The organism is Arthrobacter sp. TJ-178 (assembly GCF_058269275.1).
Genome location: NZ_JBZCNK010000007.1, coordinates 60,001 through 75,618, shown reverse-complemented (window position 1 = coordinate 75,618; position 15,618 = coordinate 60,001). Strand labels below are relative to the sequence as shown.

The 15,618-nt window shown below is 65.4% G+C and carries 11 protein-coding genes; 7 read left to right on the top strand and 4 right to left on the bottom strand.

All coding sequences use genetic code 11. The features are described 5' to 3' along the window. Positions 1 to 2 precede the first annotated feature (2 nt). Together sucD and AC4D2Q_RS16715 are read left to right on the top strand one after the other, a co-directional pair. Positions 3 to 905, top strand: coding sequence for a succinate--CoA ligase subunit alpha (gene sucD / locus AC4D2Q_RS16720; RefSeq protein WP_400933744.1), 903 nt, complete (start codon positions 3 to 5; stop codon positions 903 to 905). Between the two features lie 84 nt (positions 906 to 989). Then, positions 990 to 2,390 (top strand): sugar porter family MFS transporter, encoded by a 1,401-nt coding sequence (locus AC4D2Q_RS16715; protein WP_490947569.1) that lies wholly within the window; start codon positions 990 to 992, stop codon positions 2,388 to 2,390. A 100-nt stretch (positions 2,391 to 2,490) separates the two neighbouring features. Here the strand turns inward: AC4D2Q_RS16715 and AC4D2Q_RS16710 are convergent, their stop codons facing one another. The 3 genes from AC4D2Q_RS16710 to AC4D2Q_RS16700 all read right to left on the bottom strand — a co-directional run bounded on the left by AC4D2Q_RS16710 (position 2,491) and on the right by AC4D2Q_RS16700 (position 6,793). Further along, on the bottom strand, positions 2,491 to 4,434 hold the full coding sequence (locus AC4D2Q_RS16710) for a BCCT family transporter (RefSeq protein WP_490947568.1): 1,944 nt from the start codon (positions 4,432 to 4,434) through the stop codon (positions 2,491 to 2,493). Between the two features lie 397 nt (positions 4,435 to 4,831). Next, positions 4,832 to 5,659, bottom strand: a complete 828-nt coding sequence (locus AC4D2Q_RS16705) for an aldo/keto reductase (RefSeq protein ID WP_490947567.1) — start codon at positions 5,657 to 5,659, stop codon at positions 4,832 to 4,834. 9 nt (positions 5,660 to 5,668) lie between these two features. Continuing rightward, positions 5,669 to 6,793: a VIT1/CCC1 transporter family protein gene (locus tag AC4D2Q_RS16700; RefSeq protein ID WP_490947566.1), complete on the bottom strand. Its 1,125-nt coding sequence runs from the start codon at positions 6,791 to 6,793 to the stop codon at positions 5,669 to 5,671. A gap of 288 nt (positions 6,794 to 7,081) precedes the next feature. Between AC4D2Q_RS16700 and AC4D2Q_RS16695 the strand changes: the two genes are divergently transcribed. From AC4D2Q_RS16695 to AC4D2Q_RS16685, 3 genes are all read left to right on the top strand, one after another. Beyond that, positions 7,082 to 8,974 (top strand): long-chain-fatty-acid--CoA ligase, encoded by a 1,893-nt coding sequence (locus tag AC4D2Q_RS16695; protein WP_490947565.1) that lies wholly within the window; start codon positions 7,082 to 7,084, stop codon positions 8,972 to 8,974. Positions 8,975 to 9,014: 40 nt separating this feature from the next. Beyond that, positions 9,015 to 10,178: an AI-2E family transporter gene (locus AC4D2Q_RS16690; RefSeq protein WP_490947564.1), complete on the top strand. Its 1,164-nt coding sequence runs from the start codon at positions 9,015 to 9,017 to the stop codon at positions 10,176 to 10,178. A gap of 77 nt (positions 10,179 to 10,255) precedes the next feature. Further along, positions 10,256 to 10,831: a helix-turn-helix domain-containing protein gene (locus AC4D2Q_RS16685; RefSeq protein ID WP_490927708.1), complete on the top strand. Its 576-nt coding sequence runs from the start codon at positions 10,256 to 10,258 to the stop codon at positions 10,829 to 10,831. Between the two features lie 39 nt (positions 10,832 to 10,870). Here AC4D2Q_RS16685 and AC4D2Q_RS16680 read toward each other — a convergent pair whose 3' ends face one another. Then, positions 10,871 to 12,568, bottom strand: a complete 1,698-nt coding sequence (locus AC4D2Q_RS16680) for an FAD-dependent monooxygenase (protein ID WP_490947563.1) — start codon at positions 12,566 to 12,568, stop codon at positions 10,871 to 10,873. A gap of 162 nt (positions 12,569 to 12,730) precedes the next feature. On the opposite strand from AC4D2Q_RS16680, the gene speB reads away from it, so the two are divergent. Together speB and AC4D2Q_RS16670 are read left to right on the top strand one after the other, a co-directional pair. Further along, positions 12,731 to 13,699, top strand: a complete 969-nt coding sequence (gene speB / locus AC4D2Q_RS16675) for an agmatinase (protein ID WP_490947562.1) — start codon at positions 12,731 to 12,733, stop codon at positions 13,697 to 13,699. Next, complete coding sequence (locus AC4D2Q_RS16670) at positions 13,696 to 15,411, top strand: thiamine pyrophosphate-binding protein (RefSeq protein ID WP_490947561.1); 1,716 nt, start codon at positions 13,696 to 13,698, stop codon at positions 15,409 to 15,411. Before speB ends, AC4D2Q_RS16670 begins: the two co-directional genes overlap by 4 nt. The last annotated feature ends 207 nt before the right edge of the window (positions 15,412 to 15,618 follow it).

Here is a 15,618-nt window from a genome sequence, read left to right as displayed (position 1 = left end):
TTATGTCTATCTTCTTGAACAAGGACTCCAAGGTCATCGTTCAGGGCATCACCGGCGGCGAAGGAACCAAGCACACCGCCCTGATGCTCAAGGCCGGAACCCAGGTTGTCGGCGGCGTTAACGCCCGCAAGGCCGGCACCTCCGTCACCCACGGCGACGTGGAACTGCCCGTCTTCGGCACCGTCACCGAGGCCATGGACAAGACCGACGCCGATGTCTCCATCGTCTTCGTGCCGCCGGCCTTCACCAAGGACGCCGTCATGGAAGCGATCGACGCCGGCATCGGCCTCGTCGTCGTCATCACCGAAGGTGTTCCCGTGCAGGATTCCGCCGAGTTCTGGGCCCACGCCCAGTCCAAGGTGGACGAAAACGGCAACCAGATCACGCGCATCATCGGCCCGAACTGCCCCGGCATCATCACGCCGGGCGAGGCCCTGGTTGGCATCACCCCGAACAACATCACCTCCAAGGGCCCGATCGGCTTGGTCTCCAAGTCCGGCACCCTGACCTACCAGATGATGTACGAACTGCGGGACCTGGGCTTCTCCACCGCAATCGGCATCGGCGGCGACCCCGTCATCGGCACCACGCACATCGACGCCCTGGCTGCGTTCGAAGCTGACCCCGAGACCAAGGCAATCGTCATGATCGGCGAAATCGGCGGCGACGCCGAAGAACGCGCTGCCGAGTACATCAAGGCCAACGTTACCAAGCCCGTTGTGGGCTACGTGGCCGGCTTCACCGCTCCCGAAGGCAAGACCATGGGCCACGCCGGCGCCATCGTCTCCGGTTCCGCAGGAACCGCCCAGGCCAAGAAGGAAGCTCTTGAAGCTGCGGGCGTCAAGGTCGGCAAGACGCCGTCCGAGACTGCGACTCTGCTGCGCGAAGTTTTCGCAGCGCTCTAATACGCACGCATCTGCCCCCGTCTGCCGGAGTTTTTCCGGCCGGCGGGGGTTTTTGTGCGCTTGGCTATATCCAGAAAGAACGTGATGTCCGCAACTGAAACCCCCTCCGGCCGGCAGGGCCGCAACCGCCACCCCGGTGCGCTGGGGCGTGCCTCCTGGATTGCCACCCTCGGAGGCTTCCTGTTCGGTTATGACACGGGGGTCATCAACGGGGCGCTGCCCTTCATGAAAGATGACCTGGGCCTGACCCCGTTCACCGAAGGACTGATCACTTCCAGCCTGCTTTTCGGGGCGGCATTCGGCGCGCTTGCCGCCGGGCAGCTGGCTGACCGGTTTGGCCGCCGCCGCCTGCTCATGGTCCTCGCCGCGGTCTTCCTCGCAGGCGCCCTCGGCACTGCCGCAGCACCCGCCGTCGGCCTGATGGTGGTGGCCCGCGTGGTGCTGGGCCTGGCCGTGGGCGGCGCCTCCGCCGTCGTGCCCATGTTCCTGTCCGAAATTGCCCCGGCCAACCGGCGCGGACAAATGGTGACCCGCGACCAGCTGATGATTGTCACCGGCCAGCTGGCTGCCTTCACCGTCAACGCAGGCATCGGCAATGTGTGGGGCGGAGAAGACCATATCTGGCGGTGGATGCTTGCCGCGGCGTCGCTGCCGGCCATCGCCCTGTGGATCGGCATGAAGTTCGTTCCGGAAAGCCCGCGCTGGCTCGCCGCGAAGGGACGCTATCCGCAGATGATGGCCGTCCTGCAGAAAATCCGCAGCACCGAAGATGCGCAAACCGAATACGACGCCGTCCGGGCCCTGGCCGCCGAGGAAACCACCCGTCACGGGTCCTTGAAGGACTTCGCCGAGCCCTGGCTGTTCCGGGTGCTCCTGATCGGCATGGGGATGTCAGTGGTGCAGCAGATCACCGGCGTCAACGCGATTGTGTATTACGGCACCCAAATCCTGGCCGACGCCGGATTCGGCACCGAGGCCGCGCTCACCGCCAACATCGCCAACGGGGTGGTGTCTGTTGCCGCGGCAATCCTGGGCATCTGGCTGCTGGGCAAGGTGGCGCGGCGGCCCATGCTCATCACCGGGCTGATCGGCACGTCCACCACGCTGCTGCTGATTGGAGTTGCCTCAATTGCCATGCCCGAGGGAACTGCGCGCGGCTTTGTGGTGCTGTCCCTGACCGTGCTGTTCCTAGCCTTCCAGCAGGGCTCCATTTCACCGGTGACCTGGCTGATGATCGCTGAAATCTTTCCGCTGCGGGTCCGCGGTCTGGGCATGGGCCTGTCCGTGTTCGTCCAGTGGATGGCGAACTTCGCCGTCGGCTTCTGTTTCCCGGTCCTGATGGCGGGACTGGGAATCTCCTCCACGTTCTTCATCTTCGTGGCCCTGGGCATCTGCGCCATCCTCTTCGTGAAGCGCTTCATGCCCGAGACCCGGGGAAAGAGCCTGGAAGAGGTCGAAGAGCAGCTTCGCGGAACGGTTCACTAGGGGTCAGCCCCGGTAAAGCAAAAGGTTCCGGCCGCCGCAGAAAGCGGCGGCCGGAACCTTTTTGTTGTGGTGCTTCAGCTTGCTGGAGTCCTCGGCGCGGTTAGCTGCGCGGGTTCAGAGTTTCCCCGTCTGCTGATTTGCCTGCCCGGGCCGAGGGTGCCGGCACCGGGGCGGGCGTTACGACGTCGTGCGCTGTCGTGTCGTGTTCAACGGTCGACAGGTCAAACGTTGATCCGCCGTGCTCGTCCACGCCGGCGGCAATGGCGCGCTGCACCACTGACTTGGTCAACTCACGGCGCAGGGCCATGGGGTCGCGGGCGAGGTCCTTGGCCAGCGCCACGGTCATGAGGAGCATGACGATGGCGAACGGCAGGGCCGCCACAATGGTGATGCGCTGCAGGGCTCCCAGGGCCGCCGAGGGATCATCGCCTCCGGCCATGAGCATCACTGCGGCCACGGCGCCGGTCAGCACACCCCAGAAGATGACGATCGCGCGGGCCGGCTTCTCCGAGCCGTTGGAGCTCAGGGAAGCCATCACGAGGGACGCGGAATCTGCTCCGGTGACAAAGAAGATGCCCACCAGGACCATCGCCAGAACTCCCACGGCGGCGGCGATGAGGTTGGGCATGGGCAGCAGTGCGAGCAGCTCAAACAGTGCGGCATCGGATCCGGCGGCCGCTGTCAGGGCGTCTGCCTCTCCCGGTGCCGCGCTCTGCTGCGTGCCGATGGCGGCTCCGCCGAAGATGGAGAACCACAGAACAGTCACCACGAACGGCACCAGCAGGACGCCGGTGACGAACTGGCGGATGGTGCGGCCGCGGCTGATCCGGGCAATGAACATGCCAACGAAAGGCGTCCAGGACAGCCACCAGGCCCAGTAGAAGATGGTCCAGCCGGAGAGCCATTCGCGCATGGATTCATCGCCCACGGCCTCGGTCCGGGAAGCCATCTCCGCCATGTTGCCGGCATAGTCGGCAATGGCGGAGGGAACCACGTTCAGGATAAAGAGGGTGGGTCCGGCGATGAAGACGACGATCGCCAGAACCAGGGCCAGGCCCATATTGATGTTGGAGAGCCACTGGATGCCCTTGGAAATTCCGGACATGGCAGAGGCTACGAAGCAGGCCGTCAGAATGGCGACAATGCCCACCAGGATCGGAGTGCCCACCGTTCCCATCCAGCCGGTCGATTCAAGTCCGCTGCCGATCTGGAGTGCGCCCAGGCCCAGCGATGCTGCGGTGCCAAACAGGGTGGCGAAGATGGCGAAGATATTCAGCAGCTTCCCGAGGGGTCCGTCCACCCGTGCCCTGCCGAACAGCGAGGTAAAGGTCGAAGAAATGAGCTGTTTGCGGCCGAGCCGGTAACTTCCGTAGGCCATGGCGATGCCAACAATGGCGTACATGGCCCACGGGTGCAGGCCCCAGTGGAACATGGAGGTGGCCATCGCCGTGCGCAGGGCTTCGGGCGTCTGTCCGTCCACGGTGCCCGGGGGCGGCGACACGTAGTGGAAGAGCGGTTCTGCCACGCCGTAGAACATCAGGCCAATGCCCATGCCGGCGGCGAACATCATGGAAATCCAGGACAGAGTAGTGAACTCCGGTTCCTCGTCATCCTTGCCCAGCGGTATGTTTCCGAAGCGGCCCAGTGCAAGCCACAGGACGTAGACCACAAAGAAGGACGCCAGCAGCACAAAGAGCCAACCGGTATTGGTCATGACCCAGTCAAGGGCGGCCTGTGACGACGTCGCCAGGGAATCCCCGCCGAAGAAACCCCAGAGGATAAAGGCAATGGCCAGCGCTCCGGTAATGCCGAAGAGAACCTTGTCCAGTTTGGCCGGAGTCTCGGTGCTGCGCGCTTCTTCGTGCGCACGCTCGGTTTCCCGCAGCTGCTGCAACAGCTCCTGGTCGGGGTTTACGTCTGCTTCAACGGTCGCTGCGGGCTGATCATAGCCGTGCAGTGAAGCTGTTCCGGGGGCCGCGTCAGGGAGGATCGCTCCGCCGCGTCCTTCCCGGCCCTGCCCCGGAACGGGGTTAGGTTCAGTCATGTTAGCCATAGGCCTTCCTTGGTGTTAACGGAAGAAATGCCCGGCTCCGCAGGGAGTCGACAGGCGGCTTGGGACGAGGCGGCTCATCAGCGGATTCGCAGACACAGACTCTGCGTCCAATGGTTCTGCGGGCATGGCTCTACCGGGTGATGAAAGCGACGCTGCCCCTCTTGTGCGTTCTTCCGTACCTGGTACGTAATGACTCGTAGTCATTATCAGAGTTTCCCGGCTGGGCTTTCAAGTCAAATGCTCCGAGGGCCGGCTAACCGCGGCAACCGCATGTTACCGCGGTTCTACGCGAATTCCGGCGGCCGCGCGGTGGCAGAACACACACACGCGCCTCTCCGCAAAGGTGCGGGGACGCAGGCCGGAGGCGAAGGTGCAGCGGACTCCTGTCCTAATGGCCGAAGCTGTCCGAATCGGTTACCGGGAGCCCTGTTTCCAGGCCTCCCAAGGCCGACATTTCCTCCGGCGCCAGCTCAAAACCAAAAATGTCCAGGTTCTCCGCCATGCGCTGCGGGTTAGCGGATTTGGGAATCGTGACGATGCCGGACTGGACATCCCAGCGCAGGACAATCTGGGCCGGCGTCTTGCCGTACTTGGCCGCAAGGTCCTTCAACAGGGCTTCCTCCAGCAGGGAAGTGCCCTTGCCCAGCGGACTCCAGGCTTCCGTCACGATGCCCAGCGACGCGTTGGCCTCGCGCACATCACGGCGCGGACGGTAGGGGTCAAGCTGAACCTGGTTCACTTCCGGAACCAACCCGGCGTCGGCGAGCTTTTGCAGATGGGCCGGCTTGAAATTGGAGACGCCCACCGCCCGCACCAGGCCCTCATCCTGCGCGGCGCGCATCCCTCGGAACGCCTCCACGTACTGGTCCAGCCCGGGATTGGGCCAGTGAATCAGCAGCAGATCCACGTACTCCGTGCCCAGCCGCTGCATGGAAGCGTCCAGAGCCCTGCGGACGCCGTCGTAACTGTGCCATTCCTTGTTGAACTTGGTGGTAATGAAAGCTTCCGTACGGTCGATTCCGCTGCGGCGCAGCCCAACCCCCACGCCCTTTTCGTTGCGGTAGTTCTCGGCAGTGTCGAAGTGGCGGTAGCCCAGTCCCACAGCAGTGTCCACGGCGCTCGCCGCTTCGTCGTCGTCCAGGGGCCACGTGCCCAGTCCGATCTGCGGGATGGCGGCTCCGCTGCGCAGCGGAAGGACAGGCACTGAAACAGTCATGGGGGAAGCCTAAGCCACCCCGGTGCCGAAGAGGAGCCCGAGCAGGTAGGTAGCCCCGGCAGCGCCCAGCCCGATGGCCAGCTGGCGCAGTCCGCGCTTCAGCGGCGAAGCGCCGGAAAGCAGGCCCACCACCGCGCCGGTCATGAGCAGGGCAAGGCCCACGAGGACACAGGAAAGAACGACGGCGGCCACACCGGTAAGCCCGAAGATATACGGCAGGACGGGGATAACGGCTCCGGAAGCAAAGAAGCAGAAGCTGGACACGGCGGCACCGAGTCCGGTTCCCACGGTTTCGTGCTCGTCGCCGGCGTCTTCCTCAGCCTCGGGATTGAGTGAAAAACTCGGGTCGCAGTCGCAGCTGTACAGTCCCATCCGTTCAGCTGCCCGGTGTTCGGCTGCTTCGGCTGTCATGCCCCGCGCCCGGTAGACCAGCACCAGTTCGTTGGCGTCGATATCCAGTGACTTGGCGGCATCCAGCGTGATCTGGGTGGGGCGGGAGGCTTCCAGCAGCTCACGCTGGGAACGCACCGACACGTATTCGCCGGCGCCCATGGACAGCGCGCCGGCCAGCAGCCCGGCCAGCCCGCTGAAGAGGATGAAACCGCTGGACACGCCGGTGGCTCCGATGCCCATCACCAGGGCCAGGTTGGATACGAGGCCGTCATTGGCCCCGAATACGGCTGCCCGGAAATTGCCGGAGAGCCGGGTCCGTCCGCGGGTGGCCAGTCCGCGGACCACTTCCTCATGGATTTGCTCATCCGCCGCCATGGCGCTGGTGGCATGGGGATCCTGTGCGTAGGGGGAGCGGCCTTCGGCACGCTGGGCCAGGGCCAGTACAAAGACCGATCCGAAGCGCCGGGCCAGGAATGCCAGCATCCGGTTGCGCAGGGTTGCCCTGACTTCGCGGTGGCTGTCTTCTCCCAGCAGTTCGCGCCAGTGGGCCGCATGGCGGCCTTCGGCTTCGGCGAGGGCCAGCAGGATGTCGCGTTCTTCGCCGTCGCGGCGTTCGGCCAGGTAGCGGTAGGTGTCTGCCTCGGCGCGTTCATCCGCCAGATACTGCCGCCACCGCTTAAGGTCGGACGACGACGGCGGCTCGGAACCTGAGAAGCGCTCGTCTGCGGGGTGGGTGTTCACAATGCTCCTGGTGCGGGGACCGGAGCGGTTTTCGGGAGGCTCCGGTCAGTTGGTAGTCAAACTGACCGAAGGTCTCGCTCGCCCGCGCGTTGAACGCTGCGGGTGGAATGCCGGGCCGCACAACGGCGGCCAGTATGTCGACAGACCTCGGCTGCCCGCACATCCGGCGCATGAAACGCAATCGCTGCTGCGTGCGTTTACTACCATGGATGATGCGGGAGGGCCGGAGCTACTCCCCTTCGACCTATCAGTGTAGCCGAGAATGACCAGCAATCAGAGGAAGGCAGGATGCAGCCAGTGGGAGACGTTTTTGGCACCGGACCGGGCGGGCCACGGCAGGATGCCCTCCGCCCAGCGGCTAAAGTCGGAGACGTGAGTACTTCTACGCTTTCAGCCCCGGCAGACTTCCCGCGGCCCTGGACCCGCCACTACAGCGCCGGAGTCCCCGTGGACCTGCGTCTGCCGGAGGGATCCCTGGTGGACATGGTGGACGAATCAATCCGGAAGTACGGGTCGAAACCGGCCCTTGAATTCTTTGGTGCAACCACCACCTATCAGGCCCTCGGCGAACAGATCCGCCGGGCAGCCAACGGCCTGAAGAAGCTCGGCGTGAAGCAGGGCGACCGGGTTGCCCTGGTGCTGCCGAACTGCTCCCAGCACATCGTGGCGTTCTACGCGATCCTGCGGCTGGGCGCCGTCGTCGTGGAGCACAACCCGCTGTACACCGACCGGGAGCTGCGCCACCAGTTCGAGGACCACGGCGCCACGGTAGCCGTGGCGTGGGACCAGGCAGTGGACCGGCTGCAGGCGCTTCCGGAGGACGTTCCGCTGCGCACCATCATCTCAGTGAACCTCATCGACAGCATGCCGCTGAAAAACCGGCTGGCCCTGAAACTTCCGGTGCCCGCCGCACGTAAGGCCCGCAGCGCCCTGACTGTCTCCAAGCCCCCGGCCGCGGGGCCGCGCCGCGTGGTCGTGTGGAAGAAACTGCTGGATAACAGGCCGCTGCCCCGGCGTCATCCCCGCCCCGCGGCGTCGGACCTGGCCGCCATCCAATACACCAGCGGCACCACGTCCAGCCCCAAGGGTGCCATGCTCAGCCACGCCAACCTGATGGCCAACGCGGCGCAGGGGAGAGCCTGGGTGCCCGGGCTGCGCCCGGGCAAGGAGACGTTCTACGCCGTCCTGCCCATGTTCCACGCCTACGGGCTGACGCTGTGCCTCACCACGGCCATGAGCCTCGGTGCGAAGCTGGTCCTGTTCCCCAAATTCGACGTGGACCTGGTGCTGAAGGCCGTGAAGAAGTCGCCTCCCACCTTCCTGCCCGCGGTTCCTCCGATTTACGACCGCATTGCGGCCGGGGCCAAGGAGCAGGGCATATCGCTGAAGGGCCTGCGCTACGCGATTTCCGGTGCCATGAACCTGCCGGCGTCCACCGTCAAGGTCTGGGAAGAGGCCACCGGAGGCCACCTGATCGAAGGGTACGGCCTGACCGAGACCTCGCCGGTGGCGGTTGGCAACCCGATGGGACCCACCCGGAAGTCCGGGACAGTGGGTGTGCCGTTCCCGCTGACCGATATCCGCGTTGTGGACCCGGAAAACCCGGACATCGACCGCCCGCAGGGCGAGCCGGGGGAACTGCTGGTCCGCGGGCCCCAGGTCTTCCAGGGGTACTGGAACAAGCCGGCGGAAACGAGCGCTGCACTGCTGGACGGGGGCTGGTTCCGGACCGGCGATATCGTCACCGTGGATGAAGACCATTTCGTCACCATCCGCGACCGGATCAAGGAACTGATCATCACCGGCGGCTTCAATGTTTCCCCCACCGAGGTGGAGGAAGCCCTGATGCGCCATGACAGCATTGCCGACGCCGCCGTCGTCGGCATTGGCCGGGCCAGCGGGGGTGAGGACGTGGTGGCGGCAGTGGTCCTGAAGGAAGACGCGCATTTCAACCCTGAAGGCCTCCGCGAGTACGTCCGCAATGAACTCGCCGCCTACAAGGTGCCCCGCCGGATCGTGCAAATCCCGGATCTGCCGCGCTCGCTGATCGGGAAGGTGATGCGCCGGCATGTCCGGGACAGCCTGACCGGTCCGGGTAACACCGAGCCAGGCGCCGCCGGCGGCAATGCCCCGGACACCCCAAACTCTGCCGAAAACGGCAGCACAACAGAAAACAGCTAGAGCAACTCTTCACCCGGTTTCGCAGACAGGAAGATCAGATATGCCCAGAACACCGTCCCCCCTCAAGCGCGGACCGGCTCGGGATGCTCCCAACGGGTATTGGAACGGCGCCCTTGGCCATGCCGGCCAGCGTTCCGCCCAGATCCTGCTGGTTCTGCTCCTGGTGGGCGTGGCAGTTTACGGGCTGCTGCAGATCACCCTGGTGGTCATCCCCGTGTTGCTGGCCCTGATCCTGGCCGCAGCAATCGCTCCGTTCGTGAACTGGCTCCGGCACAAGGGCTGGCCAAGCGCCCTCGCCACCGGGGTGTCCTTCCTGCTCCTGCTTGCGGTTTTCGGCGGGCTCATCACGGGCATCGTCTTTGCCATCCGCAGTGAGTGGAGCTCGCTCGTGGACCAGGCAGTGGATGGCTTCAACCAGCTCTATGAGCTGATCCAGGACAGCCCCATCCCGCATGACGCCGCCACCATCGAAAACGCGCGTGACACTGCGATCAGTTTCGCCACCAGTTCCACCGTGGGCAACGGTGCGCTGGCCGGCATCGGTGTGGCCACCAACTTTGTCACCGGATTCCTGCTGATGGCCGTGGTCCTGTTCTACTTCCTCAAGGACGGGGACAAGATCTGGGCCTTCATTCTTCGTTGGTTCCACGGCGAACGGCTGCAAAAGGCGCGCCTGTCCGGAACCCGTGCCATGGAAGTGCTGGGCGGATACGTGCGCGGAACCGCCATTGTGGCCGCCGTCGACTCGATCTGCATCGGTGCGGCCCTGTTCATCCTGCAGGTGCCGTTGGCCCTGCCGCTGTCCGTGATCGTGTTTGTTGGGTCCTTCATCCCGCTGGTGGGTGCCACGGCGGCGGGCGTGCTCGCGGCCCTGATCGCCCTGGTGGCCAACGGTCCGATCGTGGCACTGATCGTGGTCATCGTGATCATTCTGGTCAACCAGCTGGAAGGCAACTTCCTGCAGCCGGTGGTGATGGGCCGGACCCTGAGCATCCACGCCCTCGTCATCCTGCTGGCCCTGACCGCCGGAACCATCCTTGCCGGCATTGTCGGCGCCATCCTCTCGGTTCCGATCGCGGCCGTCACCTGGGCGATCATCAAGGTGTGGACCGGAGAAGACGAGGGTGATCCCGAGGAAGAGGACGACGACGAGGATTCGGACTCGGACGAGGTCGAAGCTGCCGGAGTCCCGGAACGCAGCTAGGTTGCAGAGTACGGAACCGGTGAAGGGAACTCTGCGGGTTTGCGGCAGGGACGAGAAGTGAGAGGACGTTTGCCGTGATGAAGGCCCTGCCCGTAGAGCCCTCCAACGCCCCGGTGGCCATCGGGCCGAAGATTCGCCTCGCGCGGCAGGCCCGGCGAATGACCATTGAGCAGGTGGCCGGGGCGACCGGCCTGACGAAGGGCTTCCTGAGCCGCGTGGAGCGGGACCTCACTTCCCCGTCGGTAGCCTCGCTGCTGACCCTGTGCCAGGTGCTGTCGATCTCCATTGGAGACCTTTTCTCCGCTCCTGCCAGGGAGCTGACGCGCTGGAATGACGCACCGTCGGTGCAGCTTGGCGGCACCGGCATCACCGAGCGGCTGGTGACTTCCCGGGCGGAACGCCGGGTCCAGGTCATCCGGGCCGTCATTGCGCCCCACGGGTCCGGGGAAACCGAGCTGTACTCGGTGGACTGCGATGTAGAGGTGGTCCATGTGTCCCGCGGAAGCTTTGTCCTGCTGTTCGCCGGGGAGACGATGGAGCTGTCCGAGGGAGACACCGTGACGTTCCCCGGGCAGGAGCCGCACTCCTGGCACAACCCCTCGGATGAGGAAGCCGTGGTCCTGTGGACGCTGGTTAGCCCGGCGGCCAGCTGACGAAAGCCGGCCGCCGGTTCCCGGGCTCCGCCGGGACGGTTAAGCCTCTGCCGGGGCGGGCTTCAGTGCTGCCGCGGGCGTGGTGAGCCGGTTCAGGTAATCCACTGCCGCGGTGGTGTCGATGCCCTGGGAACGGAAGCCGATGTGCCCGTCGGGCCGCACCACCAGGAGTTCCGGGCGGCGGACACTCAAACCAAGCCGTTCGAACGCCAGTCCGGTGACGTCCTGGACCTCATTGGGGTTTGCGGCTGCCAGCCGGCTCCCCACGTTCAGGCGCCGGACGCTGACCCACGGGGAGAGCCGTTCCAAGGCGTTGTGCAGCCGCAGCTGGGCGTCTGCCGGCCAGCCCGGACCGCACAGAAGGATATGGAAGCCGGGGGCGGAGAGGACGTCGTGCAGGCGCAGTTCGCGCCCGTGGTCCAGCACCACGGCGTCCGGAAGCCGGTCGCCGGCTTTGGGCCCGGCAGTGAGGAACGCCGGCAGACGGGTAGCGCCGGTGTCCACCACGTCGCTGCCGCGGTACTGCGTGTCCAACTGGGAGACCGTACGGAAGAGGCGGTTGCGCAGGGCCTTGGAGCCCGAAGCCTTCGGTGCGAGGGCGGGGAGGATCTTGGTCCGGGGAAGCTTCAGCAGACCGTTCTTGCTGGAAGCCAGCCGGAAGATACGGTCCGTAAACTGCAGGACGCTCTGGTCCACGGGCCGCCGTTCGGCGTCATAGCTGTCCACCAGGTCGTCCGAAGCCAGCCCGCGTGCACCCAGGGCCAGCTTCCACCCGAGGTTCAGGGCGTCCTGGATTCCGGTGTTCAGGCCCTGGGCCGCCACGGGGGAGTGAACATGAGCTGCATCGCCGGCCAGGAAGACCGAGCCGTCCTGGAAGTATTCGGCCATCTGGTGGGAGAGCTTGAAGGTGCTGATCCACTTGGCATCGGAAAGCGTCACCGTGCCGCCGGTGAACCGGTCGGCGATGGACTGCAGGGAGTCCAGGGTTGCCTCGGCGGTGTCTGCCTTATCCTTCATGCTGATCAGCCGCCAGGTGGAGGGGCTGCCCAGCGGGAACAGCAGCATGAAGCCGTCCTCATTGAGATAGGAATGCACAATGCCCGGTTCCACGCCGTCGGCTTCCAGGTCCGCCAGCACGAAGGTTCCGGGGTAGACCCCGCCGCGCCAGTCCATGCCGGCCTTGGCGCGGACGGTGCTGTGCGCGCCGTCAGCACCCACCACGTAGCGGGCACGGACGCGTTCGATGCCTCGGTCCATCCGCTGGATTTTGGCTTCCATCCCGGCGAAGGGATCGTCGGAGTCAAGGCGTTCCAAGTCGTGGAGCTCAACACCGCGCTCAACCCGGACTCCGCGTCCGGCCAGGTAAGAAAGCAAGGCGCGTTCCGTCTCCGCCTGGGAGAGGAAGAGCAGATGCTGAAACTCGGAGTCTTCGATGCCGGCGTCGGCCAAATCCACGGGGATGGTTTGGTCCGGAAGATGGAGGTGCAGTTCGCGTGCGGGGCGGCCGGCCGCTGCCAGCGCACTGCTGATGCCGAACGGACGAAGAGCTTCCAATGTGCGCGGCTGCAGAGCCAGCGCCCGGGAATGTTCCGACCGGTTCAAGTCGCGGTCGATGATTCGGAAACTGGTGCCAAAACTCGCCAGTTGAGCCGCGAGGGCCAGCCCTGTGGGGCCTGCGCCCACGATCAGAACATCGACGTCGTAGTTACTGTCCGCACTGTGTTGTTGAGCCGCCATAGGAACAGCCTAGTCTTGACGGGAGCTGCCGTTCCACTTTAGCCTCAGGGAAAACTATTGATGCCTCCCAGGCAACGGCGTCCGGAGGTCCGGGCGCCTGTCCCGGAGAGGCCTGCACAGGGCATGGCCGTTTCGGGCAGGTCCGGAATCGGAGCAGCCAGCATGCAGAATCCGCCGCGGATCACCGCCAACGGCAATATCGGACCTGTGGATGCGGCCCGTGTGCCGCGGTACGCCGGCCCGGCCACGTATGCGCGGCTGCCGAGGCTGGACGAGGTCGAATCTGCGGATGTGGCCGTTGTCGGGGTTCCGTTCGACTCGGGGGTCTCCTTCCGGCCCGGCGCCCGCTTCGGAGCCAACCATGTCCGCGAGGCTTCACGGCTGCTGCGTCCGTACAACCCGGCGCTGGATGCCTCTCCGTTCGAGAACCTCCAGGTTGCGGATGCCGGAGACATGGCCGTCAATCCGTTCAACATCGATGAGGCCATCGAAGCCATCCAGGCCAACGCGCTCGGCCTGACCGAATCCGGAACCAAGCTCCTGACCCTGGGCGGGGACCACACTATTGCCCTGCCCCTGCTGCGCGCCGCCGCCGAACGCGCCGGGCAGCCCGTTGCCCTGCTGCACTTTGACGCGCATCTGGATACCTGGGACAGCTACTTTGGCGCGGAATACACCCACGGCACCCCATTCCGCCGGGCGGTGGAGGAAGGGATCCTCGACACTGAGGCCATTTCGCACGTGGGCACCCGCGGACCGCTCTACGGCAAGCGGGATCTTGAGGACGACCGGCGGTTTGGCTTTGGCATTGTGACCTCCTCCGATGTCTTCCGGCAGGGGGTGGACGAAGTGATCGCCAAACTCCGGGACCGCATCGGAACCCGGCCGCTCTACGTTTCCGTTGACATCGACGTTTTGGACCCGGCCCATGCGCCCGGAACCGGCACTCCTGAAGCCGGCGGCATGACCAGCCGCGAACTGCTGGAAATCCTGCGCGGGCTGCGGGGCCTGAATCTGGTGGGCGCCGACGTCGTCGAGGTGGCCCCGGCGTATGACCACGCCGACATTACCGCGGTGGCCGCTTCCCACGTCGCCTATGACCTGATCACGTTGATGGGACTTTCGGAATGAGTGCACTGGCAGAAGAGGGCGGCCTGGAAGAAGACGGCAGGGACCGGGGCCTCCGCGAACAGACTCCGGTGCGCAACGGTGGTGACCTTGTGGTGGAAACCCTGGCTGCTCTGGGGGCCACCACCGTATTCGGCATTCCCGGCCAGCACGCTCTGGGGCTCTTCGACGCCCTCTCCCGCTCAGAGCTTCGGTTTGTCTCCTCGCGGGTGGAGAACAACTCAGCCTTTGCTGCCGACGGCTTCTCCCGGGCCACGGGACAGGTGGGCGTTGTCTTCCTATCCACCGGACCGGGGGCTCTCACGGCACTCGCCGGGCTGCAGGAGGCCTACGCCACCGGCGTGCCGATGGTGGTGGTGGCCAGCCAGATACCCATCGAGGGACTTGGCGCCCGCCGCCGCGGCATGCTGCACCAGCTCGATGACCAAAAGGCGTCGGCAGCCAACGTCACCAAAAGCCAGCGCCTCATCCAGCACGCCTCAGGCATCCCCTCGGCCATCCAGGATGCCTGGACGGAATCCATTTCCTCACCCATGGGTCCGGTGTGGCTGGAAATCCCGCAAAACGTCCTGTTGAACCCGGTGATGGTTCCTGCCGTCGAGGATGCGCTGGCCGAACCGTTCGACAATCCGCCGCGGACCGAATTGGTCAAGGAAGCGGTCCGGTGGCTTTCCGGAGCGCAGCGTCCGGCCATCATTGCCGGCGGCGGCACCCGCCGGGGAGGTGCTGAAGCGGACCTGTTGTCCCTGGCTGAGATGCTGCGGGCACCGGTGATCTGCACGCCCGGGGGAAACGGTGCTTTTCCCTGGAACCATGAGCTGTCCCTGCAGTCGTGGATCGAGGACCGCCACACCACCGATGTCCTTGAAGAGGCCGACGTCCTGCTGGTGATCGGCTCCTCCCTGGGCGAGGTCACGTCCAATTACTTCACGCTCGCGCCGCGCGGCCGGATCATCCAGATTGATGCCGAGCCGCGGGTGCTCGAATCCAACCGGCCCGCACTGGGCATCCGTGCCGACGCCGGCCAGGCCCTCGCAGCGCTGGTGGAGGCCCTCGACGTCGTTGTCCCCGGTTCGCGAGCGAAGGTTCCGGATTGGAACGGGCAGGCGCCCGAGGATCTCGTGGCTCAGACCCTGGCGAAGGTATCCGCCCGCCTGGATGGCCAGGACTTGGTGACGGAGCGGAAATTCATGGCCGACATCCGCGCCGCAGTTCCTGATTCCATGCAGACCTACTGGGACATGACCATCTCCGCGTACTGGGCCTGGAGTTGTTGGGACGCCAGATCCGGACAGTTCCATTCTGCCCAGGGTGCCGGCGGCCTGGGCTACGGCTACCCCGGAGCGATCGGGGGTGCCGTTGGGCTGGGGGAGCGCGTCCTCGCCGTCTCCGGTGACGGCTCGGCGATGTACTCCATCGCCGAACTCGCCACCGCCCGCCAGCACAACCTGCCCGTGACCTGGCTGATTGTCGACGACGGCGGTTACGGCATCCTGCGCGAATACATGGTGGACGCCTTCGGCAAGGCCACCGCCACCGAGCTTGCCGGTCCGGACTTCGTGAAGCTGGCCGAGTCCTTTGGCGTCCCGGCCCTCAGGACCGCGCCCGACGGCGTGGGGGCGGCACTGGCTGAATCCCTCGCCGCCGAAGGGCCCAACGTGGTGGTGGTCGAAGCGACTCTTGGCCTCTTCTCCCCAACGCACCTGGCGGTCTAAGCGGTCCGGAGCGGTCCGCGCTGGAGGGCTCTGAGCGGCTTCCGGTGCGGACCAAGGAATATGCGGAGCAGGGAATATGTAGCGCCGGTAAACCGCTGACTCCGGCGAGCCCGCCTGAGGCATCCCTGCCGAAAAACTTCAGCGTGAAGCAACTCCTGCCATTATTTCGTTGACTAAGGCAATTACTTCTCGTATCGTTGCCTGAGG

Coding starts and splice junctions, on each gene's coding strand:
- sucD (WP_400933744.1), top strand. CDS start 3: ATGTCTATCTTCTTGAACAAGGACTCCAAGGTCATCGTTCAGGGCATC.
- AC4D2Q_RS16715 (WP_490947569.1), top strand. CDS start 990: ATGTCCGCAACTGAAACCCCCTCCGGCCGGCAGGGCCGCAACCGCCAC.
- AC4D2Q_RS16710 (WP_490947568.1), bottom strand. CDS start 4,434: ATGACTGAACCTAACCCCGTTCCGGGGCAGGGCCGGGAAGGACGCGGC.
- AC4D2Q_RS16705 (WP_490947567.1), bottom strand. CDS start 5,659: ATGACTGTTTCAGTGCCTGTCCTTCCGCTGCGCAGCGGAGCCGCCATC.
- AC4D2Q_RS16695 (WP_490947565.1), top strand. CDS start 7,082: ATGCAGCCAGTGGGAGACGTTTTTGGCACCGGACCGGGCGGGCCACGG.
- AC4D2Q_RS16690 (WP_490947564.1), top strand. CDS start 9,015: ATGCCCAGAACACCGTCCCCCCTCAAGCGCGGACCGGCTCGGGATGCT.
- AC4D2Q_RS16685 (WP_490927708.1), top strand. CDS start 10,256: ATGAAGGCCCTGCCCGTAGAGCCCTCCAACGCCCCGGTGGCCATCGGG.
- AC4D2Q_RS16680 (WP_490947563.1), bottom strand. CDS start 12,568: ATGGCGGCTCAACAACACAGTGCGGACAGTAACTACGACGTCGATGTT.
- speB (WP_490947562.1), top strand. CDS start 12,731: ATGCAGAATCCGCCGCGGATCACCGCCAACGGCAATATCGGACCTGTG.
- AC4D2Q_RS16670 (WP_490947561.1), top strand. CDS start 13,696: ATGAGTGCACTGGCAGAAGAGGGCGGCCTGGAAGAAGACGGCAGGGAC.